Annotated in this window: 23 protein-coding genes; 11 read left to right on the top strand and 12 right to left on the bottom strand. The window is 53.8% G+C overall.

Features of this window, described 5'->3' with window-relative positions; translation table 11 throughout:
- The 5 genes from LGT44_RS17220 to LGT44_RS17200 all read left to right on the top strand — a co-directional run.
- On the top strand, positions 1 to 787 hold a 787-nt coding region (locus tag LGT44_RS17220; protein WP_328296357.1), incomplete at its 5' end, for a YggS family pyridoxal phosphate-dependent enzyme.
- Position 788: 1 nt separating this feature from the next.
- Positions 789 to 1,526 (top strand): glutamine amidotransferase, encoded by a 738-nt coding sequence (locus tag LGT44_RS17215; RefSeq protein WP_145466544.1) that lies wholly within the window; start codon positions 789 to 791, stop codon positions 1,524 to 1,526.
- Positions 1,513 to 1,767, top strand: coding sequence for a hypothetical protein (locus LGT44_RS17210; RefSeq protein ID WP_230332353.1), 255 nt, complete (start codon positions 1,513 to 1,515; stop codon positions 1,765 to 1,767). Before LGT44_RS17215 ends, LGT44_RS17210 begins: the two co-directional genes overlap by 14 nt.
- Positions 1,764 to 2,951, top strand: coding sequence for an aspartate aminotransferase family protein (locus tag LGT44_RS17205; RefSeq protein ID WP_230332354.1), 1,188 nt, complete (start codon positions 1,764 to 1,766; stop codon positions 2,949 to 2,951). The genes LGT44_RS17210 and LGT44_RS17205 overlap by 4 nt, the downstream gene beginning before the upstream one ends.
- 186 nt (positions 2,952 to 3,137) lie before the next feature.
- Positions 3,138 to 3,800 carry a class I SAM-dependent methyltransferase gene (locus LGT44_RS17200; RefSeq protein WP_230332355.1) on the top strand — a complete coding sequence of 221 codons (663 nt, stop codon included), beginning with the start codon at positions 3,138 to 3,140 and terminating at the stop codon, positions 3,798 to 3,800.
- Between the two features lie 27 nt (positions 3,801 to 3,827).
- Here LGT44_RS17200 and LGT44_RS17195 read toward each other — a convergent pair whose 3' ends face one another.
- Entirely contained in the window at positions 3,828 to 4,781 is a 954-nt protein-coding gene (locus LGT44_RS17195; protein WP_230332356.1) for a helix-turn-helix domain-containing protein, read from the bottom strand.
- A gap of 535 nt (positions 4,782 to 5,316) precedes the next feature.
- Between LGT44_RS17195 and exaC the strand changes: the two genes are divergently transcribed.
- The gene (exaC, locus tag LGT44_RS17190; RefSeq protein WP_145466783.1) at positions 5,317 to 6,837 is read left to right on the top strand and encodes an acetaldehyde dehydrogenase ExaC; all 1,521 of its coding nucleotides are present in this window, start codon (positions 5,317 to 5,319) and stop codon (positions 6,835 to 6,837) included.
- 180 nt (positions 6,838 to 7,017) lie between these two features.
- On the opposite strand, the gene LGT44_RS17185 is transcribed toward exaC, so the two are convergent.
- Positions 7,018 to 7,395, bottom strand: a complete 378-nt coding sequence (locus LGT44_RS17185; protein ID WP_230332765.1) for an MAPEG family protein — start codon at positions 7,393 to 7,395, stop codon at positions 7,018 to 7,020.
- A gap of 103 nt (positions 7,396 to 7,498) precedes the next feature.
- On the opposite strand from LGT44_RS17185, the gene LGT44_RS17180 reads away from it, so the two are divergent.
- From LGT44_RS17180 to LGT44_RS17170, 3 genes are all read left to right on the top strand, one after another.
- Positions 7,499 to 8,386 carry a LysR family transcriptional regulator gene (locus LGT44_RS17180; RefSeq protein WP_230332764.1) on the top strand — a complete coding sequence of 296 codons (888 nt, stop codon included), beginning with the start codon at positions 7,499 to 7,501 and terminating at the stop codon, positions 8,384 to 8,386.
- Positions 8,387 to 8,612: 226 nt separating this feature from the next.
- A complete protein-coding gene (locus LGT44_RS17175; RefSeq protein ID WP_230332763.1) occupies positions 8,613 to 9,608 on the top strand; it encodes an LLM class flavin-dependent oxidoreductase in 996 nt (331 codons plus the stop codon).
- A 111-nt stretch (positions 9,609 to 9,719) separates the two neighbouring features.
- Positions 9,720 to 10,322 (top strand): SCO family protein, encoded by a 603-nt coding sequence (locus tag LGT44_RS17170; RefSeq protein ID WP_230332762.1) that lies wholly within the window; start codon positions 9,720 to 9,722, stop codon positions 10,320 to 10,322.
- A 25-nt stretch (positions 10,323 to 10,347) separates the two neighbouring features.
- Here LGT44_RS17170 and LGT44_RS17165 read toward each other — a convergent pair whose 3' ends face one another.
- From LGT44_RS17165 to LGT44_RS17150, 4 genes are read right to left on the bottom strand one after another with little or no spacing between them, the layout of a single operon-like run.
- Positions 10,348 to 11,259 carry a heme o synthase gene (locus LGT44_RS17165; protein WP_230332761.1) on the bottom strand — a complete coding sequence of 304 codons (912 nt, stop codon included), beginning with the start codon at positions 11,257 to 11,259 and terminating at the stop codon, positions 10,348 to 10,350.
- Positions 11,256 to 12,302 (bottom strand): COX15/CtaA family protein, encoded by a 1,047-nt coding sequence (locus LGT44_RS17160; RefSeq protein ID WP_230332760.1) that lies wholly within the window; start codon positions 12,300 to 12,302, stop codon positions 11,256 to 11,258. The genes LGT44_RS17165 and LGT44_RS17160 overlap by 4 nt, the downstream gene beginning before the upstream one ends.
- On the bottom strand, positions 12,295 to 12,894 hold the full coding sequence (locus LGT44_RS17155) for a hypothetical protein (RefSeq protein WP_230332759.1): 600 nt from the start codon (positions 12,892 to 12,894) through the stop codon (positions 12,295 to 12,297). Before LGT44_RS17155 ends, LGT44_RS17160 begins: the two co-directional genes overlap by 8 nt.
- Positions 12,891 to 13,646 (bottom strand): SURF1 family protein, encoded by a 756-nt coding sequence (locus tag LGT44_RS17150; protein WP_230332758.1) that lies wholly within the window; start codon positions 13,644 to 13,646, stop codon positions 12,891 to 12,893. Before LGT44_RS17150 ends, LGT44_RS17155 begins: the two co-directional genes overlap by 4 nt.
- On the opposite strand from LGT44_RS17150, the gene LGT44_RS17145 reads away from it, so the two are divergent.
- Positions 13,645 to 13,836: a DUF2909 domain-containing protein gene (locus LGT44_RS17145; RefSeq protein WP_230332757.1), complete on the top strand. Its 192-nt coding sequence runs from the start codon at positions 13,645 to 13,647 to the stop codon at positions 13,834 to 13,836. The two genes, LGT44_RS17150 and LGT44_RS17145, sit on opposite strands and share 2 nt — an antisense overlap.
- Before the next feature lie 24 nt (positions 13,837 to 13,860).
- Here the strand turns inward: LGT44_RS17145 and LGT44_RS17140 are convergent, their stop codons facing one another.
- The 6 genes from LGT44_RS17140 to LGT44_RS17115 form a co-directional block, all read right to left on the bottom strand.
- Complete coding sequence (locus LGT44_RS17140; protein WP_230332756.1) at positions 13,861 to 14,718, bottom strand: cytochrome c oxidase subunit 3; 858 nt, start codon at positions 14,716 to 14,718, stop codon at positions 13,861 to 13,863.
- A 21-nt stretch (positions 14,719 to 14,739) separates the two neighbouring features.
- On the bottom strand, positions 14,740 to 15,285 hold the full coding sequence (locus tag LGT44_RS17135) for a cytochrome c oxidase assembly protein (protein WP_230332755.1): 546 nt from the start codon (positions 15,283 to 15,285) through the stop codon (positions 14,740 to 14,742).
- Between the two features lie 2 nt (positions 15,286 to 15,287).
- Positions 15,288 to 16,901: a cytochrome c oxidase subunit I gene (gene ctaD / locus LGT44_RS17130; protein ID WP_230332754.1), complete on the bottom strand. Its 1,614-nt coding sequence runs from the start codon at positions 16,899 to 16,901 to the stop codon at positions 15,288 to 15,290.
- Positions 16,902 to 16,963: 62 nt separating this feature from the next.
- Entirely contained in the window at positions 16,964 to 18,079 is a 1,116-nt protein-coding gene (coxB, locus tag LGT44_RS17125; protein WP_456243410.1) for a cytochrome c oxidase subunit II, read from the bottom strand.
- Positions 18,080 to 18,630: 551 nt separating this feature from the next.
- Positions 18,631 to 19,689, bottom strand: a complete 1,059-nt coding sequence (locus LGT44_RS17120) for an isopenicillin N synthase family dioxygenase (RefSeq protein WP_230332752.1) — start codon at positions 19,687 to 19,689, stop codon at positions 18,631 to 18,633.
- A 137-nt stretch (positions 19,690 to 19,826) separates the two neighbouring features.
- Positions 19,827 to 20,873, bottom strand: a complete 1,047-nt coding sequence (locus LGT44_RS17115; RefSeq protein ID WP_230332751.1) for an ABC transporter substrate-binding protein — start codon at positions 20,871 to 20,873, stop codon at positions 19,827 to 19,829.
- A gap of 670 nt (positions 20,874 to 21,543) precedes the next feature.
- Between LGT44_RS17115 and LGT44_RS17110 the strand changes: the two genes are divergently transcribed.
- Positions 21,544 to 22,941 carry an amidohydrolase family protein gene (locus tag LGT44_RS17110; protein ID WP_230332750.1) on the top strand — a complete coding sequence of 466 codons (1,398 nt, stop codon included), beginning with the start codon at positions 21,544 to 21,546 and terminating at the stop codon, positions 22,939 to 22,941.
- Positions 22,942 to 23,089 lie beyond the last annotated feature (148 nt).

Raw genomic sequence — 23,089 nt, 5'->3', positions numbered from 1 at the left:
AGGCTTGAACCATACCGCGACCACCAGCCAGGGCTTCCGCCCGGTTTTCAGCAGTGACGATCTGCAGCGCAATCTGGCGGCCGTAAACGCCCGTATCCGGCAGGCCTGTGAACACAGCGGACGCCAGCCCGACAGCGTCCGTCTGCTGCCGGTCAGCAAGACCGTGGATCTGGCACGTATCCGTATGGCTCACGCCGCTGGCTGCACCCTGCTGGGCGAAAACAAGGTGCAGGAAGCCTGGAGCAAAGCGCAGAGCACCACCGACCTGACGGATCTGCGCTGGGCAGTCATCGGTCATCTGCAGACCAATAAGGCCCGTATCGTTGCCCGCTTTGCCAGCGAATTTCAGGCTCTCGACAGCCTGCGTCTGGCCGCCGAACTGGATAAACGCCTGAGCCGTGAAGAACGCTGTCTGGATGTGCTGGTGCAGGTTAATACCTCCGGCGAAGCCAGCAAATACGGCCTCGAACCGGCACAGCTGGAAACCTTTATGCGCCAGCTCACAGCCTTTCCTACCCTGCGGGTAAAAGGCCTGATGACGCTGGCCGCGCTGACCACCGATCAGCAACGTATCCGCCGCTGCTTTGTTTTGCTGCGCCAACAGCTGCAGCAGATGCAGCAACAGCTGAGCTATGGCGATCAGCTGTATGAATTATCCATGGGAATGTCGTCCGATTTTGAACTGGCGATCCACGAAGGCGCGACCACCGTCCGGGTTGGTCAGGCCATCTTTGGTCCGCGGGCGCTTCCCGACAGCTACTACTGGCCTGAACAAACAGGAGCCTGACATGATGAAACGAGCCTGTGTTATCCGCCACCTGGCCTTTGAAGGGCTGGGTATTCTGGAAAGCGTGCTGATTGAGCGCGGCTATCTGATCGACTACTACGATGCCGGCGTTGATTTTCTTGATGACGATGCCCTGCTGCAGGCGCATCTGCTGGTCGTACTCGGCGGGCCAATCAGCGCCAATGACGGTCAGGATTACCCCTTTCTGGCGCGTGAAACAGAGCTGCTGCAGCAACGTCTGACCCTGCAACGGCCAACGCTGGGCATCTGTCTTGGTGCCCAGCTGATGGTCAAAGCGCTGGGCGGCACGGTACAGCCGATGGGGCACAAAGAAATCGGTTATGGCGATATTCAGCTCAGTGCTGAGGGACTGGAGTCGGCACTGGCTGTGCTTAAAGAGTGCCCGGTACTGCACTGGCACGGTGAGCAATATTCGCTGCCTGCCGAAGCCCGGTTACTGGCCTCTTCGGCGCTGTGCCCACAGCAGGCATTTGCCCTCGGCGACTATGGTCTGGCGCTGCAGTTTCATCTGGAAACCGATTACCGCCGCATTGAGCAGTGGCTGATTGGCCATTGCTGTGAGCTGCAGCAAGCCGGCATTGCGCTGGCCGATATCCGCCAGCAGGCACGCCAGCACGGGCCGCGCCTGCAGATGCTGGGGGTACGTATATTTCATACCTGGCTGGGCCAGGCCGAAGCCTTTGATCAACACAGACATTACACCCATGAGCCAGTTTAAGATCCTGCTCTGGCAGAACCAGAGCCTGCTGGGCCAGTTTGAATCGGCAGCCAATACCGGGCATGAACTGATACAGCAGATCCGCAGCCGCTTTCCACAGGAGGCCGGTTTCCGCACCGAAGTGATGGTCGCCAGCGACGAAAAACGCATTATTGAATCCTCGCGTCAGGGCATCCGCCTGATCAGCCGGGAAGTGATTTATCAACCTTACAATGAAGATGCAACGGATCAGAAAGTATGAGTTCAGCCTGTTTAATGCCGGTGTATGAGCGCCTGCCGGTTCATTTTGTACGCGGCGAAGGCAGCTGCCTGTGGGACGATCAGGGCAATCAGTATCTCGACAGTCTGGCCGGTGTCGCGGTAACCAATCTGGGGCACTCTCACCCGGAAATTACCGCAGCCATCAGCGCTCAGGCCGCCACCCTGATGCACAGCTCCAACCTGTACGGTGTAACCTGGCAGGAAACCCTCGCCGCCACACTGTGCAGCCTGACGGGTATGGAGAAAGCGTTTTTCTGTAATTCCGGTGCGGAAGCCAACGAAACCGCCATCAAGCTGGCACGCCTGCATGCCCGCCAGCGGCAGATTACAGCACCGCAGATTGTGGTTATGGACGGTGCATTTCATGGCCGCACCCTGGCCACCCTGACCGCCAGCGGAAATCCGGCCGCGCAGCAGGGTTTTGAGCCTTTAGTACCGGGCTTTCTGCGGTTGCCACTGAATGACAGCGCGGCCCTGAATGCGCTGGATGGCAACCCTCAGATCTGTGCCGTGCTGCTGGAAACCGTGCAGGGCGAAGGCGGCGTGCGACTGGCAGACAGTCATTATTTACAGGCGCTGGCGCGCCTGTGCCGGGCCAATAACTGGCTGCTGATGATCGACGAGGTGCAGACCGGCATGGGCCGCACAGGACGCCACTTCGGTTATCAGCATGCCGGTATTCAACCGGATGTGATCACCCTTGCCAAAGGCCTGGGCAATGGTCTGCCGATTGGTGCCTGCCTCGCCCGCGGTGCGGCAGCAAACCTGTTTGCGCCGGGGCAGCACGGTTCAACCTTTGGTGGCAATCCGCTGGCCTGCCGCGTCGGTCACACCGTGGCCACTATTATGCAGCGTGATCAATTGGCCGAACGGGCGGCAGAACTGGGCCAACAATTACTGGACGGACTAACCCGGGCGCTGGCCGGCCATCCTCAGGTCGCTGCCATCCGCGGACTCGGACTGATGGTGGGTATTGAGCTGAAAGAAGCGATTCCGGACCTGACCAGACGTGCGCTTCTGGAAGAGCGCCTGCTGATTAATGTCACACGGCAGAAAGTTATCCGCCTGTTACCGGCACTGACGATCAGTCCGGAAGAAATCAGCATCCTGATCGCCGCACTGAGCCGGTTACTGCACAGCAACCAGCAATTGCGCAGCGCCTGAGAGGTAAAACATCCCCGGCCAGCCTGCCCTGGCCGGGGTTTATCTGGCTGGGGTTTATCTGGCTGGGGTTTATCTGATCAGGGTTTATATTGTTCCCTTCGTTCCACCATCGCCGCACTCTTGGCGCAGTGTTATATTGCCGCCCACCTCCCTGTCGACGCGCTCTCTCAAACCGAAGGAATCCGCATGAATCAACCCTGCACCCAGCCCTGCCCCCTGTGCTCTGATCAGGGTCCGCACCAGCAACTTCAGGGGGCAGATAAACGCCGTTACTTCAGCTGCAGTCAATGCTCACTGGCCTTTGCCGACCCACAGCAATGGCTGAGTGCGGATGACGAAAAAGCCTATTACGCCACCCATGAAAACAGCATTGAAGATGCCGGTTATGTGCAGTTTCTGCAGCACCTGCTGACACCTCTGCTGCCATTATTAACACCGGGCATGCAGGCACTCGATTACGGCTGCGGGCCGGGGCCAACATTATCAAAACTGCTGGCGGCTGCAGGTATTGCCTGCGATAACTACGATCCGTTTTTCTTTCCTGCCCAGTTACGCAGTCAGTACGATGTTATTACCGCCACCGAATGCTTTGAACATTTTCATAATCCGCACGCTGAGCTGAGCAGGCTGAGTGGCCTATTACCTGAAGGTGGTTATCTCGGTTTAATGACCAGCCGCTGGGCAGATGCAGAATATTTTTCGCGCTGGCATTACACCCGCGACCCGACTCATGTGGTGTTTATGCAGGAAAAAACGCCGGACTGGATTGCCCGGCATTATGATCTGGAGATTGTCTGGCGTGACAGTCCGAGGGTGGTGATTTTCCGCAAAGTGGCCAAGGCCTGTTAACACTAATTAAACAGGCTCTAAAAGATTTCAGGCAGAAACCATCTTAACCTGATGCAGTTTTAAATAATCTCTGGGCGACACACCATACTGCTGATGAAAACGGCGGGTAAAGTGGCTGGCATTCACATAGCCGACGTCATAGCAGACTTCTGTAACAGAACGGCCGCTCTGCAGTAATTCCCGCGCCCGCTCAAGGCGGCGCTGCTGGATATATTCCATCGGCCCGGTCCCCATCACATGCCGGAACTGCTGATAAAACTTACTGCGCGACATGCAGGCAACACGGCACAGTTGCTCAATATCGACGGTTTCCGCCAGATGATCATCAATATAACGAACCGTTTCCGTCAGACCATTTAAGGTCGGGTCATGGCGCGCGCAATTCAGTAAAAAATTACGCCCCTGCTGGCGCAGCATACGTGTTAGTAATTCAGTAACGCCCAGGTTCAGTACCAGATCACGGTCATCATCGTTATGCACAAAACTGCCGACGATACGTTCCAGTAATTGTTGCGTTGCCTCGGTATGAAACAGATGCAGCACATGATCATCATGCGGTCGCCAGCTGCCCAGTTCTTTCGGTAACGGATTTTTCTGATTGAGCTGATCACAGACATCACGCAACCGCTCACGGCTGATACCCAGGGTTAAACAGCTGGTCGGGTTATCGAGAGTGGCCTCGGGGAAATCAATGGCAACGGTTTCACCCGGCGCCATGACAAAAGATTCATGGGGTAAAAAAGCCGAATTAAAATGATTTTTACCGTGCAGTACTTTTTTGCCGCTGATCATGCCGCAGTAAAGAATTTCTTCCGCATCGAGGCGGACTTTTTCTGCAGAGGCAAAAGTGTCGTAGATTGACAGTTCAGCGCCATGACTGGCAAAGACCGTGCGGTTTTCCACCAGCTGCTGCGGGCCAGAACCACGAACAAGATTACGACGGTTAAACGCCGCCTGAGCTGCCAGACCTGAATCGCGCATTCTGACCTCCTGTTACCGCTGACATTTGTGCGGTATCTCTTAGGGCCTGTTAACACTAATTAAACAGGCCTGTTATTGGCTAAAAATTTCTCAAACAAGGCGCTGAGAGTGTGGCCTAACGGGTTAAGCGAACGAACAGCAACGCTGGATGAGGGATTTTTAGCCATAACCCTTCGGGCTGAGGCCAGTTTTCCTCATTAACTTCGTCGTTCGTCATTCATTTAGCCCGCTAATATCACTCCTCTCTCCTTGTTCTGAGAAAAACTGGCTCTCAGCAGGCCCGATTCACTTAGTGTTAACAGGCCCTGGTTTTAATTATTTTTTATCTGCTTGTTATGCGGGCCTACCGGCCATGCCTTATGTCTGTCGCTGACAAAATTTCCGGCTGAGACTGAGCAGCATGGACGCTCAGCACAGTCATTCAGACGCTCAGGCAAGTGGTTAATCATCAGATCACATAGCCTGAACTCACACAACCCGCTAAGCCCAGACAAAAGTCCAAGGCTTGCGTGTGAACAATAACAAGGAGAACGCCATGATTTATGCCAACCCCGGACAGACCGGCTCGGTCGTCAGCTTTAAAAGCCAGTATCAGAACTACATCGGTGGTGACTGGGTTAAACCGGTTAACGGCCGCTATATGGACAACATCAGCCCGGTCAATGGTCAGGTGTTCTGTCAGGTGCCACGTTCCGATGGCGCCGATATCGAACTGGCACTGGATGCAGCCCACAATGCGGCAGCGGCCTGGGGTAAGACCTCCGCTACCGAACGCTCCAATATTCTGCTGCGCATTGCCGACCGTATGGAACAGAATCTGGAAATGCTGGCCGTAGCCGAAACCTGGGATAACGGCAAAGCGGTACGCGAAACCCTGGCCGCCGATATCCCGCTGGCGGTGGATCACTTCCGTTATTTCGCCGGCTGTCTGCGTGCGCAGGAAGGCACCATGGCCGAAATCGACGAAACCACCGTGGCTTACCATATTCATGAACCACTCGGGGTTGTTGGTCAGATTATTCCGTGGAACTTCCCGCTGTTAATGGCCGCCTGGAAACTCGGCCCGGCACTGGCGGGTGGTAACTGTGTGGTACTGAAACCGGCAGAGCAAACCCCGGCATCCATTCTGGTATTAATGGAGCTGATCGGCGACCTGCTGCCACCCGGCGTACTGAATATTGTCAATGGCATCGGCGAAGAAGCCGGTCAGGCGCTGGCCACCAGCCAGCGTATTGCCAAAATTGCCTTTACCGGCTCCACTCCGGTGGGTCAGCATATTCTGAAATGCGCCGCCGATTTATTAATTCCAAGCACCGTAGAATTAGGTGGAAAATCACCGAATATTTATTTCTCCGACGTGATGCAGCACGAAGATGATTACCTGAGCAAATGTGTTGAGGGTATGACTCTGGCTTTCTTTAATCAGGGTGAAGTCTGCACCTGTCCGTCACGTGCATTGATTCAGGAGAGTATTTATAACGATCTGATTGAAATGGTCGTGGCCCGTGCCGGAAAAATCATCCGTGGTAACCCGCTGGATACCGACACACAGGTTGGTGCTCAGGCCTCGGAAGAACAGTACGAACGCATTATGAATTACATTGCCATTGGTAAAACCGAAGGCGCCAAGGTACTGCTCGGCGGTAATGCCGAAGCGTTAAACGGCGATCTCAGCAAAGGCTATTACATTCAGCCAACCATGCTGTACGGCAAAAATGATATGCGCATTTTCCAGGAAGAAATTTTCGGCCCGGTAATCAGCGTGACCACCTTTAAAGACGAAGCCGAGGCACTGGCCATCGCCAACGATACCGAGTTTGGTTTGGGTGCCGGCGTCTGGACGCGTGATATGAATCTGGCTTACCGCATGGGACGTAATATTCAGGCCGGCCGGGTCTGGACCAACTGCTACCATGCCTATCCGGCACACGCCGCCTTCGGTGGTTATAAAAAATCCGGTATCGGCCGCGAAACCCACAAAAAAGCACTGGAGCATTATCAGCAGACCAAGAACCTGCTGGTCAGCTACAGCACCAGCCCGCTGGGTTTCTTCTGATCTTACCTGCGGCCTGCGGGCCGCACTTCCACTCTCACTATACCGCTGGCTGATCATTTACAGCATTGCCCGCTTCCCGGCGGGCACTTTTTTATCAAGTCATCTGCTCCGGCTTTTCTACACAGCTTTCACTTGCGACTCCGGTAGTGAATTAAAAGGCCAAAAGGCCCTTTTTAATTTTTATAAATAGCGGGTAATAAGCCATACAGAAGCGATGATCATAACAAGGCCATTGATTGATAACGCTAACTGGCGGAACAGCAAAGGCTCTTTCACCTGGCTAACACCGTAAGCGTGCAACAGACGTCCAATCAATAACGCAAGACACAATCCATGAATCCATACCGCACTCATCCCCAGTGATTCCGCGGCAAAAATCAGAATCAATGCCAGCGGTACGTATTCCGCAAAGTTGCCATGTACCCGAATGGCTCTTCTGAGAGCTTTGTCTCCCCCATCGCCAATGGCCACCCGGGCAGTCTGCCTCAGGCGAATCACGCGAAAACTTAACAGGGTAAACATCAGTGAAAAAATGGCTATATACAGTGGAGCAATCATAGGAAACCTTGGCTATCAATTCGGCAGAAAAATATATTCTATTGATAACAAGCCGACAAACAGCAAATAATAGGTTTTTAGAAAAGAATAAGTTTTCCATAGCATGCACTATCGCCAGACACCGCCGATCCAGTATTTACCCGTATTCGAGGCAGCCGCCCGTCATCTGAGCTTTAAACGGGCAGCTGATGAGCTGTGCGTAACGGCCCCGGCGGTAGGACAACAGGTGAAGGCATTCGAAGCCTGGCTGGGCAAGCCACTCTTTCATCGTCATACCCGGCGCCTCAGTCTCACACGCGAAGGCGAGTATTATTTTGCTCTGGCCAGCGACATCCTGAACCGCCACCAGCAGGGCTATATTCAGTTTAAACGTCAGTTCGATGACAAAGTGTTTCACCTCAGTGCTTCGTTGTTTGTGGCACAGGAAGTCATCATGCCGAATTATCTGCGGTTTTCTCAGTATGTTCCCAATACCGAACTGCGTCTGGATGCCCGCGTATCCTACGTCGACTTCGCTCTCCATCAGATGAATGCTGCGGTGCGCTTTGGTGAAGGTAACTGGCCCGACCTTGAGGCCCGGCTGTTGGCGAAGGGGTCGGTGTCCCCTGTGTGCAGTGAGACCTATTTATCTCAGCATGCCGATATGTCTCCGGATACTTTGTATCAGAACCGTTTGCTTTATTCTCTGCCCGATATGGATACATGGGGGCCCTATTTCTGGGGTTCTGATCGCTTACCAGAGCAGGAACCTGTTCTGTGTGACTCCTACCTGGCTGCGATCAAACTGGCGTGTGAGGGGGTCGGGGTCGCCTTGGGTATTTTTCCAACGATTAATAAGTGGATGGCGAAAAATGGTCTGGTACAGCCGTTTGATATTCGGGTAAACCTGAACCGGTCATTCTGGTTTGTGTACCCGAAAGGCAGCAACGACCCCAGACTCGATCAGGCTTACCAGTGGCTAAAATGCTTATTCGAAGAAATGGAACGATAGCAAAACCAGTACATCCCAATAGCGGCGCACACGCTGCCCGGCGAATAGTACGAAGATAAATACCCTGTTTATGGGGTGTCAGTTGGACGCATCCATACAGACAGACACTCTGCTGTCACACCACCGTTGCCTGCATGCAACAAAGCTTTCCCGGATAACAGGCTGTACCTGCCCGGCGCCTGTGGCACTCTGTGAGCCTTTCATTGCATTCATGGCGGGCCACATTATGACCTCACTGGCAGATATTCCTTTTTCGCTGCTGGAGCTGGCATCGGTGCCACAGGGTTTTACGGTGGCGCAGACGCTGGCCTCTATGCTCGATTATGCCCAACATGCCGACACGCTGGGCTTTAACCGTTTCTGGCTTGCCGAGCATCACAATATGGAAGGGGTCGCCAGCAGTGCCACCGCGGTGCTGATTGGTCAGGTCGCAGCACGCACGCAACGTCTCCGCGTTGGCTCCGGGGGCATTATGCTTCCCAATCACCCGCCGCTTATTGTCGCCGAACAGTTCGGCACACTGGATGCGCTGTACCCCGGCCGTATTGACCTTGGCCTTGGCCGTGCTCCCGGTACCGACCCGCTGACCAGCCGGGCCTTACGCCGTGACGATATGCGCGCCGAACATTTCCCGCAGGAAGTGGAAGAATTACAAACCCTGCTGGGAGCCGATGGCGCGCACAAACGCGTTAAAGCTTACCCCGGCGCCGACAGTGCGGTAGAAATCTGGCTGCTGGGCTCCAGCCTGTTCAGCGCCCAGCTGGCCGCCGAGCGCGGTTTACCTTATGCCTTTGCCGGGCACTTTGCTCCACGTCTGGCGCGTGAGGCGATCGCCCTTTACCGCCATCGTTTTCAGCCTTCCGCCACATTGCAGAAACCACATGTCATTCTCTGCCTGCCACTCATCGCTGCCGCCAGCGACGATGAAGCCCGTTTTCTCGCCACCAGCAGTCAGCAGCGGATTATGGCGTTAATGCAGGGACAACCACTCTATCTGCCACCGCCGGTAGAAAGCATGGAAGGTCTCTGGAATCCGCAGATTAAAGCTCAGGTCGATGCTTTTCTGGCACTGTCAGTCACAGGTGGTGCCGCCAGTATTAAGTCCAAGCTGCAGGCACTGGTCAGCCAGATACCCGCAGATGAATTAATGTTCACCAACGATATTTTTGACCGGGAAAAACGTCTGCAGGCACTGCAGATTCTGATGGATGCAAAATCTTAAGGAGCTTCAGGACAGCGGCAGAATAACGGCTTAATCCGTACGCCTGTCATACCTGGCGGGGTTTAATCTGCTATACCTGATGCAGGCCATAAAACGTCATCAGGAGGCGGTATGCGCAAAGGATGGTTAATACTGACGTTGTTATTACTGAGCGCCTGCGACAATTCTCCCACGGCCGGCAATCAGTTCTCTCCCCTGCCCCAGACCCGCGGCGAAGCTGAACAACTGCGCCAGCTGAGTTTAAACACAACCGCAGGCGAGCGGCGCTTAAGCGACTTTGATAATCAGCTTCTGCTGCTGTTTTTCGGTTTCAGCCATTGTCCGGATGTCTGCCCAACGACCCTGATGAACGTCAGTAAAGTCCTGCAGCTATTACCACCCGAAACCGTACAACTGGTACAACCTCTGTTTATTACCGTTGATCCCGAGCGCGATACCATTGATGTACTGCGGCCCTATACCCGCCACTTTCATGCCGCCATTCTTGGTGTTCAACCCGATGCAGAACAACTGCTGCAACTGACAAAATTTTTCGGCATTTATTACCGCAAAGCCGAACAGGAAGGCGCCATGGGATACAGTATGGATCACTCAGCACAATTATTACTGAGCAGCAGTTATGGTCAGATACTGGGGGTTCTTGACCCACATATGCCAGCCGACGAGCTGGCACTGTGGATCAAAGGGGCGGTCGCCCGGTTGCAGGCGCAATAAACGATTAAACAATCATGCTATGAGCTCAGAAAACCGGCAGACAATGATCCAGCAACAACGCCGCAAAGCAGTACAGAATATAGCGGATCGAAAACCAGAACGCCTGAATCGGCGCCTGCGCCGAGGTGGCGCGCCATACCCGCCAGTTAATCTGCATAAAGCGGATATTTAACGGCACGATCAACAACAGATACACCAGCCCCGACATACCGCTGACGTAAGGCATCAGCGTCATCACCACTGTCAGCCAGGCATACAGCCATATCTGCAAACGGGTAAAACCTTCACCATGGGTAATGGGCAACATGGGTACTCCGGCACGGCGGTATTCATCCTGTTTATGAATCGCCAGCGCCCAGAAATGCGGTGGCGTCCAGGCAAAAATAATCAGTACCAGCAGCAATGCATCGGCTTCCACACGATTGGTGATTGCCGTCCAGCCGAGTAACGGTGGCGCGGCTCCGGCCAGTCCGCCGATGGTAATATTCTGTGGCGTGGCGTGTTTTAAAAAGCGGGTATAAATCAGCGCATAACCCAGCAATGCAGCCGCGGTCAGCACTGAAGTCAGCGGATTCACCTCAAGCCATAACAGACTCAGCCCCAGCAGTGACAACAGGCTGGCATAAAGCGCTGCCTGCCAGGGCGGAATACGTCCCTGTGCCAACGGACGTTTTGACGTGCGCAGCATTAAACGGTCAAGCCGCTGATCCAGCAAATGGTTAAAGGCCGCCGCTCCCATCGCTGCCATAGCGATACCCAGCGTGGCATATATCACCCGCCCGATATCCGGCAATACCGGTGTCGCCAGAACCATGCCGACCAAAGCACAGACCAGCATCACCAGCACCACCCGCGGCTTACCCAGCTCCCAGAAATCACGCCACTGCGGGCGGACTGACTGCCGGCTGCTTTTTTCTGCTAATACCAGACTGCTCATATCACTTCCTCCGCCAGATGCCAGGTTTTCTGCCGTTGATTTACCGGCTCGCTTTGTCGTGGCCAGATCAGGGCGCAATACACCATGGCCAGCAGCAATAACGCCGCACCGGCGGTATGCAATAACGCCGGTGGAAATGGCAACGACCAGACCACCAGAATAATTCCCAGCCCCACCTGCAGCAGATACAGACCGAGACAACAGAGAACCACACCCCTCTGCTCACTGCGCTGCGCCTGCCAGTACAGCACCAGCAAGGTCAGCCCCAGCGCCAGCGCCACCAGCCGGTGTGTCCACTGGATCGCACTGCGCGCGCTGGCATGCAGCTGGCCATATAAATAATCAGGACCGATTGATTGAGTCAGGTGAAAGGCGCTGGAAAAATCCATCTCCGGCCACCACTGGCCATTACAGGTGGGGAAACCCATACAGCCAATGCCGGCATAATTACTCGATGTCCAGCCACCCAGAGCAATCTGCAATACCAGTAACAACAGTGCCAGCCACAGCATCCGCGGCCGCCGCGCCGTCGGCACCTGCTTTACTGCGCTGGACACTGCACCAGCTTCTGGCTGATGCACCCGCCAGGCAATAAAACTGAACAAGAGCAGGCAACTGAAGCCCCCCAGCAGATGCAGGGTCACCACCTGGGGCCAGAGCTTCAGGGTCACAGTCCAGGCACCAAAGGCGCCCTGTACAATAACCAGAGCAAGCAATAACGATGTCCAGCGCAGCAGCCCCGGTACCTGAGTGCGGGCGCGCCAGCTGAAGAACACCAGCAATATGGCCAGCAGCCCAAGCGAAGCAGCCAGATAACGGTGAATCATTTCCATCCAGGCTTTTTCTGCTTCGAGCGGTGCGTGGGGTGCAAATTGCGCAGCGATATGAGCCTGCGGTACGACTAAGCGGCCATAGCAGCCCGGCCAGTCAGGACAGCCCAGACCCGCATCCAGTAAACGGGTTGCCGCGCCCAGCATCACCACCGTAAAAGCCATAAAGGCGGCCAGCAGTGCCAGCGTGCGCACTGTTTTCAGATTATTCATAGTACTTCTCCGGCAGGAGGTGGCTGTTATGCCCGGCGGATTGCAGCGCCAGAGTTTCCGCCTGCATGCTGCTGAGCGGATTGCGCCTGAACAGATAGCGCACGTCCCGCAGAATGTCTTTGATGCTGCTGTCAGCGTTATAAGCCAGCACGATATTGCCCTGCGGATCGGCCAGCCAGATATCCTGCGTCAGAGCGGCCGGAGCCTGCCAGACAAGACGCTGACCGCCGGGAGGTAAGGTATGTTCGCCAACCGCGCTCTCCGCCGGTTCACTCTGCGGCTGTGTACCACTCAGCTGCCAGCGCTGCAGACGCGGAGCATCGCGTCCCAGCGTGCGGTGTAAGCGCCATAAACTGTCATCCAGATCACAGGGCGCCGAGGTGCAGCGGTACAGCAAATGCCAGCGCCCATCCTGCAGCGCCGGGGCCGGAGTCAGCGCCCACTGACTCAGCGGCGGAATATCCGGTACCAGCTCACCATGCGCGACGCGTGCTTCAGGAATGCCAATCTGCCAGTACCACATCGCCAGTGCCGCCGGCACGGGAGCCATTAATAATCCCAGCAATAACAGTAATTTTACGCGGTTACTCACAGCCACCTCCTTTTTGCCTTCAGAGTGCAGACCCGCACCCGCTGAGCTTTCAGCTTTGGCCGGTAACGCCAGGCCAGAGCCAGTGCCGCCAGTGCCAGTAACAGCCATTGAGCGGCGTAACCCAGGTGCCGCTCACGGCTGACGCCAAGCGGCTGCCACCAGCGGCCACTGCTGCCGTTATCCAGATGCAGTACGCCGGGTTGCAAATCCAGTTGCGGCCAGACATCGGTACGCAGCTGCTGAATACGCTGACCATCATCGTTAGCGCCGAGTAATAAGCCGCGCCTTCCCTCCAGAGGCTGCCAGTACCCCTGCAGATGCTGCGGTGTTAAAGCGGTATCCGGCCAGGGTTGTGGTGCGCGGCTGCCAGCCGTTGCCACAAAACCACGGTCCACCAGCCACCAGCGGCCATCGGTACTTTGCAAAGGAGTAATCAGCGCCAGCCCGACCTGACCATTCAGCGTGCGGTTATCCAGCCAGCGGTTAAATTGCGGATAAAAAATACCCTGTAATTGCAGTGTCTGATTCATCTGCGGCAGGCTTTGCGGATTAACTTCAGCCACCCGCGGGGCAGTCTGCCATTGGCGTTTTTCTTCTGCCCGCTGCCATTGCCAGTTAGCCAGCCCCAGACCCATAGCCCCCAGCAATAACCAGCCGCCCCACCAGACAGAAATACGCCAGCGCTGTTTGCTGCGCGCGCGTTTATCTGCTGTGCTGAGTACTGTTGTTATCACAACCTGAGGAATCGCCATGCTTAAGCTCGCCATCCTGTTGTTATTTGCCGCTATGCTGATCAGCCTGCTTGCCGCCGCCGGATTTCTGGTAAGTGACGGTTCACGTTCACAGCGGGTACTGACTTCGCTGACCTGGCGGGTCTGTATTGCGGTGGTGCTGTTAACCTTATTGCTTTACGGATTTTATTCCGGGCAATTACCCGACTGAGCGTCATGTTGCTGAAGCGATGCCTCAGACAACGTAGACAAAAATAAATAATCCCAGCCACACCACATCGACAAAATGCCAGTACCAGCTGGCCGCCTCAAAACCAAAATGTGAGCGCGATGAAAAATGACCGCGCCATACACGCAGCAAAATGACGGTTAACACACAGGCCCCTAACGTGACGTGCAGGCCATGAAAACCGGTAAGTAAAAAGAAGGTGCCGCCATAAACACCGGCCTGTAAGGTCAGCCCCAGCTGGGTATAGGCCTCAACATATTCAATGCCCTGCACAACCAGAAACACAAAGCCCAGAATCAGGGTAAGCAGCAGCCATAGTTTGGTTTTGTTGCGCTGATCATTTTTCAGGGCATGGTGGGCGATGGTCAGCGTGATACTGGAGCTGACCAGCAACACCGTATTAAGCAAGGGTAAATGCCAGGGGTCGATCACTTCTGCCGGGCCGGTAAAGGCATCCGATGGTGTTTTTAACAGCGGCCAGCTGGCGCTGAAATCCGGCCATAACAATGCACTGATACCTTTTTCACCTTCACCGTCCAGCCAGGGTAGTGCAAACACACGGATATAAAATAAGGCGCCGAAAAAGGCGGCAAAAAACATCACCTCAGAAAAAATAAACCAGGCCATCCCCATGCGGAAAGAACGGTCCATTTGTGCATCGTACAGGCCACTGCGTGATTCATGAATGACATCGCGGAACCAGACAAACATCATCACCAGCACGCCAACCATGCCCGCCAGAAAAAGACCAAAGCCATGGCCAAAGCTGAGACTGGAACCGGCTCCGATTACCAGCAGAGCCAGCACAACCACCATCAGAATCGGCCATTTACTGCTGGCCGGTACGTAATAGGAACCACTCATTGCAACCTCCCGGTCCTGATTTCAGGGGCCTGTTTGCGGATACAGGGTATAGGCCAGCGTCAGCCGGTGCAGATCTTCGGGTAAGTCCGAGCGGATCTGAAAGACCACCGGCACTTCCAGACTTTCTCCGGCAGCCAGTTGCTGGTCGTCGAAACAAAAACACTCGAGCTTCAGAAAATAATTTGAGGCTTCGGCCGGACTAAGACTGGGCACTGCCCGTGCACGCCCTGTTGTATTACCCAGATTCTGCATACGGACCCACATCTGATGAATTTCTCCCGGATGTACCGCTTTATGGCTCAGCGTGGCAGAAAAATGCCAATCCATTCCCGCAGCAGTGCGGGTAATCATCTGCACCTCAATATTGCGTTGCTGATCGATTCCTGTGGACTGCAATACCCGGGCAGAATTAACGCCCTTGCCATTAATGCCCGTCAGTTCGCAAAACACATCGTAAAGAGGCACCAGTGCCACCGTAAAAGCCACACTGCCTGCCAGCATCAGCAACAGCCACCACAGGGTTCGGCGTATGCCCTGCTGCTGACGATTTAAAGGCAGGCTGCTCATGCTTATGCCCGTCCTGGCGAGTCACGTTCCGGAATAAATTCCGGTGGCGTGGAAAAGGTATGCAGAGGTGCCGGGCTGGGCACCTGCCATTCAAGCCCTTCGGCACCTTCCCAGGCTTTATCCGGTGCTGGCTTGCCACCACGTACGCAACGCACAACCACCCAGATCAGCAACAACTGCGACATGCCGAACAGGAAACCACCAAGGGAAGACAGCAGATTAAAATCAGCAAACTGCAGGGCGTAATCCGGGATGCGCCGAGGCATACCCGCCAGCCCGGAAAAGTGCATCGGGAAGAAGGTTAAGTTCACGCCAATTACCGACAGCCAGAAATGCCAGCGGCCGAGGGTTTCGTCCGGGTAAAATCCGGTCCACTTCGGCAGCCAGTAATAGACACCGGCAATAATTGCGAAGACCGCGCCGGGAACCAGAACATAATGGAAATGTGCCACCACGAAATAGGTATCGTGATACTGATAATCCGCCGGCACTATCGCCAGCATCACACCGGATAAACCGCCAATCGTAAATTGCACAATAAAAGCCAGGGTAAACAGCATCGGTACTTCAAAACTGATAGAACCATGAAATAACGTGGCGACCCAGTTAAATACTTTTACCCCGGTCGGTACCGCAATCAGCATGGTCGCGTACATAAAAAACAGTTGCGCCGCCAAAGGCAGTCCCACGGTAAACATATGGTGTGCCCAGACCACGAACGACAGAATGGCAATGGATGCGGTGGCATACACCATAGAGCGGTAACCGAATAAACGCTTACGGGCAAAGGTCGGCACAATCATGGAAGCAATACCAAAAGCTGGCAAAATCATGATGTACACTTCCGGATGGCCAAAAAACCAGAACAGATGCTGGAACAGCACCGGATCACCACCACCGGCGGCATTAAAGAAACTGGTGCCGAAATTAATATCCAGTAACATCATGGTGACCACACCGGCCAGCACCGGCATTACCGCCAGCAATAAAAAGGCGGTGATCAGCCAGGTCCAGACAAAGAGTGGCATATCCATCAGTTTCATCGCCGGAGTACGCATATTCAGAATGGTGGCGATAATATTGATGGCCCCCAGAATGGAGCTGATACCGGCCAGATGAATCGACAGAATAAAAAAGTTAGTCGATGGCGGAGCATAGGTTGTCGACAGCGGGGCATAAAACGTCCAGCCAAAGTTAGGACCGCCCCCCTCCATAAACAGGCTCGATAACAGCAACGAGAACGCCAAAGGCAGTAACCAGAAAGAGAAGTTGTTCAGACGGGGTAAGGCCATATCCGGTGCACCGATCTGCAGGGGCACCATCCAGTTAGCCAGTCCGACAAAGGCTGGCATCACCGCACCAAACACCATAATCAGACCGTGCATAGTGGTCATCTGGTTAAAAAATTCCGGCTGCACCAGTTGCAAACCCGGCTGAAAAAGTTCAGCACGGATAACCAGCGCCATAGTGCCGCCAATAAAAAACATCACCAGAGAAAAAATCAGATAGAGGCTGCCGATTTCTTTGTGATTGGTTGTCAGCAACCAGCGTTTAATTCCACGGAGTGGTGGCTCATGAATGTGCCCTTCTGCGCTGCTGTAACTGTTGCTTGTCATGACTCACCTCATCAGTGTTCCATCTTTTTATACCGCGTATCGGCCTGCGTGTTTTCCGCGGATTATTCCGTTGGCTTAAGCTGTTGTTTGATCTCGGCGGGTTGCACAACATCACCGGTGTTATTGCCAAAAGCGTTACGTTCATAGGTAATAACGGCAGCAAGATCTGCAGCCGATAAGGTACTGCCAAAGGCCGCCATTGCGGTGCCTGCCTTGCCATAAAGCACCAGCTCAATATGCGTGGCCCGACCTTCAGCTTTGGTCGTAAGCGGACTGCCGGCCAGCGCCGGAAATGCCGGTGGAATCCCCTGCCCATTAACCATATGGCAGGCAGCACAATAGGTGTTGTAAACCGTTTCGCCCTGAGCCATCAGGTCAGGCAACGTCCACTCGCGTTCGTTGCCAGCCGCCTTTTCAACAGCCTGCTGTTTCTGTTCCGCCAACCAGATCTGGTAATCCTCTTTACTGACCGCTTTAACCGTAACGGGCATAAAACCATGCAGACGGCCGCACAATTCGGTGCACTGCCCACGGTAAATTCCGGGTTCGTCTATTCTGGTCCAGTTTTCATTTACAAAGCCCGGAATAGCATCTTTTTTAACCGCCAGCTGCGGCACCCACCAGGAGTGAATAACATCGTTTGAGGTCAGCAACAGGCGGACTTTGGTATCGACCGGCAGCACCAGCGGCTGATCGACCTCCAGCAGATAGTTCTCACCTTTTTGCTCACGCCCATCAATCTGTTCCGGAGGGGTCGCCAGGTTGGAGAAAAAGCTGACATCCTGCCCTAAATATTCATAATGCCAGCGCCACTGATAGCCGGTGATCATGACATCCATTTCCGCTTCGCTGGTGTCGTAAATCTTTTGCAGTGTGGCCGTTGCCGGTATCGCCATCACTACCAGAATCACCAGAGGAATTGCCGTCCAGAGTATTTCTACCAGAGTATTTTCGTGGAAGTGAGCAGCCTTTGCGCCTTTGCTTTTACGGTAGCGGATCAGCGACCAGAACATCACGCCGAACACAACAACGGCAATGACCACACAGATCCAGAAAATGATCATATGCAGCGAATACACTTCGCGGCTCATATGGGTAACGCCAACGGGAAGATTAAGATTGCTGTCGCCGTAAAGATTTTTGGCCAGCAACGGATGACTGAAAAAGACGACAGGTATCCATAACACGGCATGCCAAATCCGGTTGAGCCAGACTCCCGTCATAACCACCTCCGCCACAACATCCATTTATGCAGGGCCGGTCACACGTTGCTGCTGTTATTGATTTCTGGTGCAGCAAGGCGCGACCAGTCCCTCGTTGTTTTTTATACAGTAAAGACGTTAAGCCGAAATAAGCTCAATAAGACAAAATACGCTGCAGGCTGATATTTCGCCCGGATTAATAACCATTGGCGCTAAATAAGGCTTGGTTATCTGGATTCATTCTATGACGTTTCCGGCCAACTTATTCGGCCGGAGAAAAACCTGAGTAAAATCATCGGATTAATATACAGACTGGATAGTAAAGAAAGTAAAGATCAGGAATAAAACTGAAGGCAGCGAAAGAATCAGAAGAGATATAAGAGAATTTATCAATCCAAAAAATTATATAGAATCCTGTCATAACCGACATGCAGAGCGCCTGAATTTATGACAAGTCTATTAAGAACGACATTCAGGAGACAGGTATCCGGCCACTCAACGGCCGGATATTTTACAGCGGCAGAAGGTTATTTCTGCGTTTCAGTAGCCTGAACGGCCGAAAAGTTGGCGTTAATGCGCTGCAGCAGATAGTCACGGGCGGAAATCGCTTCGTACTTTTTCTCCGGCCCCTGGATCATCACATCCTTATTGGCCTGACAGAAAAACGCCATGCTGTAACGCGGCCCACGGGCTTCATCGGGTTTCGGCATACGCACCCGGTGCAGGGTTGATTTCAGCTTGTCATCACTCCAGCGCATCAGCATATCGCCGATATTGCAGGTAATGATGTCATCCTGTGGAACCACGCTGGTCCATTCCTGATTCTGCAGCGCTTCTTTGCCCGGACAAACCTGCAGGCCGCCCTGCCCGGTTTTCTGAAAGACCATGGTCAGGCAGTCAAAATCGGTATGGGCACCGGCACGCCAGATACCCGCCTCGGCAACTGCCCCCTCAGCCAGCGGTAAATAATGCAGCAGCCGCAACGTGCTCTGATATTCGGCCGAGTCGCGTCGGTGGGCCTGAGTAAAAAAGCCCTGAGCAAATCCCAGCTTCTCGGCAAAGCAGGATAAAACCTGCATGCCCAGCTGCCAGGCGCGCTGTTCAAAATCAAGAATCACCCGCTGAAATTCAGGTACCAGCGTCTGATCCGGCCACAGATTATCCATATGTGGCAGCGTTACCTGATACGACTCCTTCTGATCGGCGGTGCCGGTCGACGGGCGAACCTGCGCCATAAATTCCCAGCCGGCATTCAGGCCTTCTTTTAACGGAAAGCGGGCTTTGTCTTCTGCACTTAACGCAAAAAACTGCTCCGACAGCGCAAAAGCCTCGCGCACTTTTTCAACATCGATACCGTGATTAATCAGCTGAAAAAAACCGGTATCCGTTGCTGCCAGCCACAGCTGTTCACGAATTTCAGCACGGCGGATTTCAAAATCAGTTAAATCAATGAGCGGAATGGTGCGTTCATTATTCTCCAGCCCCATACCACCGATGGTACGTTCAAAATTCAGTTCCTGAAGACCATAACGGCTGTCAGTTGTCGTGATTGTATTGCTGGTTGAATTATTGATTACGTTATTCATATCTGATTCTCCAGAGTCAGTTAACTGCAGCAGACGGCGGAATATTCCGCTGTCTGCGCAGAGACCATGGAGCAATGCCGGGACAGCATGAGCAAAGAGCTTACTGTCCTGCTGCTTATACTCCAGATTAAAATTGTTTATTCAGCGCTGCTGAGGCTGGTTTCCGGTATAAAGTCCCGCTTAATTGCCTGCTCAGGATCAAAGCTGTTGATATCCAGCCCCTGTGCTTTGGCCGTCCAGCTCCAGGTTGTTGCCAGCCGTTCGGTATCAAACTGCCCGAGCCCGGCCTTCTTGCTGGCAGCGTTATAGACCAGGCCATTGATCGAGCGAATGGTTGCTTCCGCTACCACGGTATCCACTTCTGGCACTGCAGCCTTAACCGCAGCCGCACTTTCTGCCGGATGTTTAAAGGTAAAATCAATGGCCTTGGCATAGGCTTTTATAAAGCGCTTAGCAACATCCGGACGCTCCTGTAAAAAGCGCTCGGAGGCAATCAGGGCGGTGGAATAAAATTCCAGCCCAGCGTCGTACCAGGGCAGTACATTCAGGGTTTTTCCAGCCTCTTTTGCCTGAGATTTATAGACTTCGGCATCGGTAATCCAGGAAATCACCACATCGGTGTTACCGGTCAGCAGCATCGGATTCAGCGCTCCCGGATCGGCTTTCAGTAACTTGATGGAAGTTTCATCCACCTTATTAACATCCAGCAGTAACGGCAGAAACACATTGGATGAGGTAAAAGGCGAAGTGGCTATTTTTTTACCGGCAACATCGGCGACGCTGTTAATACCGGAATCGCTGCGCACGTAAAACGCATGTGGCGCTTCTGAAAATACCGAATAAACCGCCGACACCGGCACCTCTTCCGCCGCTTTTGCCTGCAATAAAGCCACCAGATCCGATAACCCAATATCCGCATTACCGGTTGCCAGCTTGGTAATGGCATCGTGGGAGCCACGCCCCTGAGCCACCTTAACTTCCAGCCCCTGTTCAGCAAAGAAGCCCTGCTGCAAACCAACATAGACCGGCGCTTTATCGCCACCCGGCAACCAGTCCAGCTGAAAGCTGACCTTATCTGCCGCCAGCGCTGTCATGCTGGTTAACGATAAAGCCAGCCCCAGCAGCGGTAACAGGCGCTGCCGTACAGTCGGGGATTTAATAGGATTATTCACTGTTTTTTTCATCGTTCACTCCTGAGTATGAGAGCAAACAGCTACTGCTGCTTGCCGGACCGATCAGGCAGTTATCGATGGAGAATAGGCAACGCCGGGGGCGGGCAGAAAAGAAAAGGCGTGATCATGCTGAGTATCTGCGCAATCGTTATTGGCTGAGTACAATTATCCGGACTTAACCTGCAGATTTTTTTATTACTACTGTCGTCATCACCACTGTCTTCACTGCGCCGGCAGCCCTGCGTCCGTCTTCGTCCACAGATAACTATCCGCCGTACAGTGAGCAATGACCCGTGGATTGACGTTGTCTTCAATCCCTGACTGCTTCTACTCAAAACATGTACAAAATATTTTTAGCAACCGTTGTGCCAACCGTCCTTATCGCGTGAATACTGAGGTTAAGCGCAAAGACCGCGCCGGATTTGCACCAAAGACAGGCAACAAACAGACGGATGCTTTATTTCTGCGCACGAAAACGGAACATTCTGATATAAAAAAAATGAGTAGAAAAACCTCATAAAAAAGTTGGAAAAGCACAGGGGATTGCGATAATTTTAACCGGGTAATAAAACCATTTTGTTTAAAATTTAAAAAACGTTGCCGTAAAAGTTTCAAGAGTATAAGCGGTCAGGACAGGCATCAGCCTCCGGGACATTGCTCTTTGCAGTTTAAAGGAGCCCGAATGAATACCCTGATCCGTAATGCCCGCGCTATTTTCTTTGCGCCCGAATCATCCTCCCCGAATACCGCTGCTGGCAATAAAAGCCAGCAGGCCGCAGGCGATATCCGTATCCGCGATGGCCTTATCTGTGAAATCGGCACACAGCTGCTGCCCGCAGATGACGAACAGATTATTGATGCCACCGGCTGTGTGGTCTGGCCGGGGCTGGTGAATACCCACCATCATCTGGCGCAATCTGTTTTAAAAGGCGTGCCCGAAGGTTTAAATCAGGCGTTAGGCGATTGGCTGGGGTCAGTGCCCTATCGTTTCTGGCCGAAAATTTCACCGCAATTAATGTATCACGCCGCACGTCTCGGTCTTTATGAATTGCTGCGCTCTGGCGCAACCACCTGTGCCGATCATCATTATCTGTACCATGCAGGTTCCAGCCCGGAAGTGGAAGACGCTGTATGGGCCGCGGCCGACGAGTTAGGAATCCGTTTGGTACTTTGCCGTGGCAGCGCCACCGTACAGGGCAGCCATAAAGGTATGCTTAAACACGGTATTCAGCCGGAAAGTGTTGAGCTGCTAATGCAGCGGATGGAGCGTAGCTACCGGCAATATCATCAGGCCGGCGATAACGCCATGCGCCGCTTAGTTGTTGCTCCCACCAGCCTGGTACATTCCGCCACAGCCGATGATTTACGCACGCTGGCGGCCTGGGCACGGGAGCGGCAATTAAAACTGCACTCGCATTTACTCGAGGTCAGTTTTGACGATATTCAGGCACAGGAAAAATATGGCCAGCGCGCCATCGATTACGCCGCCAGCTGCGACTGGTTAGGGAACGATGTGTGGTTCGCGCACCTGGTCAAAAGCGACGAATACACCATCCAGCAACTGGCCGCCAGCGGTACCGGCATTGCCCATTGTCCGACCTCCAATTGTCGTCTCGGCAGCGGTATTGCTCCGGCGCTGGCAATGGAGAATGCAGGAATGAACATCACCCTCGGCGTGGATGGCTCAGCATCGGCCGAATCCGGCTCCATGATTCAGGAGCTGAATCTCGCCTGGCTTTTACACCGCGCTGTTAACGGTGCCGATGCGACTCATGCCGAACAGATTATCCGCTGGGGCAGCCATAACGGTGCGCAATTATTAGGGCTGAATAACTGTGGCGATATTGCCGTCGGCAAAGCCGCCGATCTGGTGCTGTACGATATCGGCTCACCGCGTTTTGCCGGTGTACACAGCGAAGTGATTGCACCACTGCTATGTGCAGAACCGGTGAGCGTAAAGTATTCGCTGATTAATGGCCGCGTGGTGGTAAACAACGGTCAGGTCTGCGGCCTTGATGAGGCCGAACTGGTCGCCGAAGTCCGCGCTGGTGTGGCCGATTTACTGCGCAGTGCGGGTTAACCGTTCTTGACTGCCAGGCTGCTCTTCAGGTTCCGCAGGGCAGCCTTTTAATAGGTAATTACTGACTTGTGAAAACTACCTGATCACCGCTACCGTTCCACATGTTTGAGTGACATTGTGTCATTCCAAACTGCAGCATTAATCGATG

It is taken from the genome of Thalassolituus alkanivorans, assembly GCF_020447205.1.
Classification (GTDB): Bacteria; Pseudomonadota; Gammaproteobacteria; order Pseudomonadales; family Oceanobacteraceae; genus Venatoribacter; species Venatoribacter alkanivorans.
The sequence above is the reverse complement of the archived record's forward strand: the minus strand, read 5'-3'. Positions and strand labels throughout refer to the sequence as shown.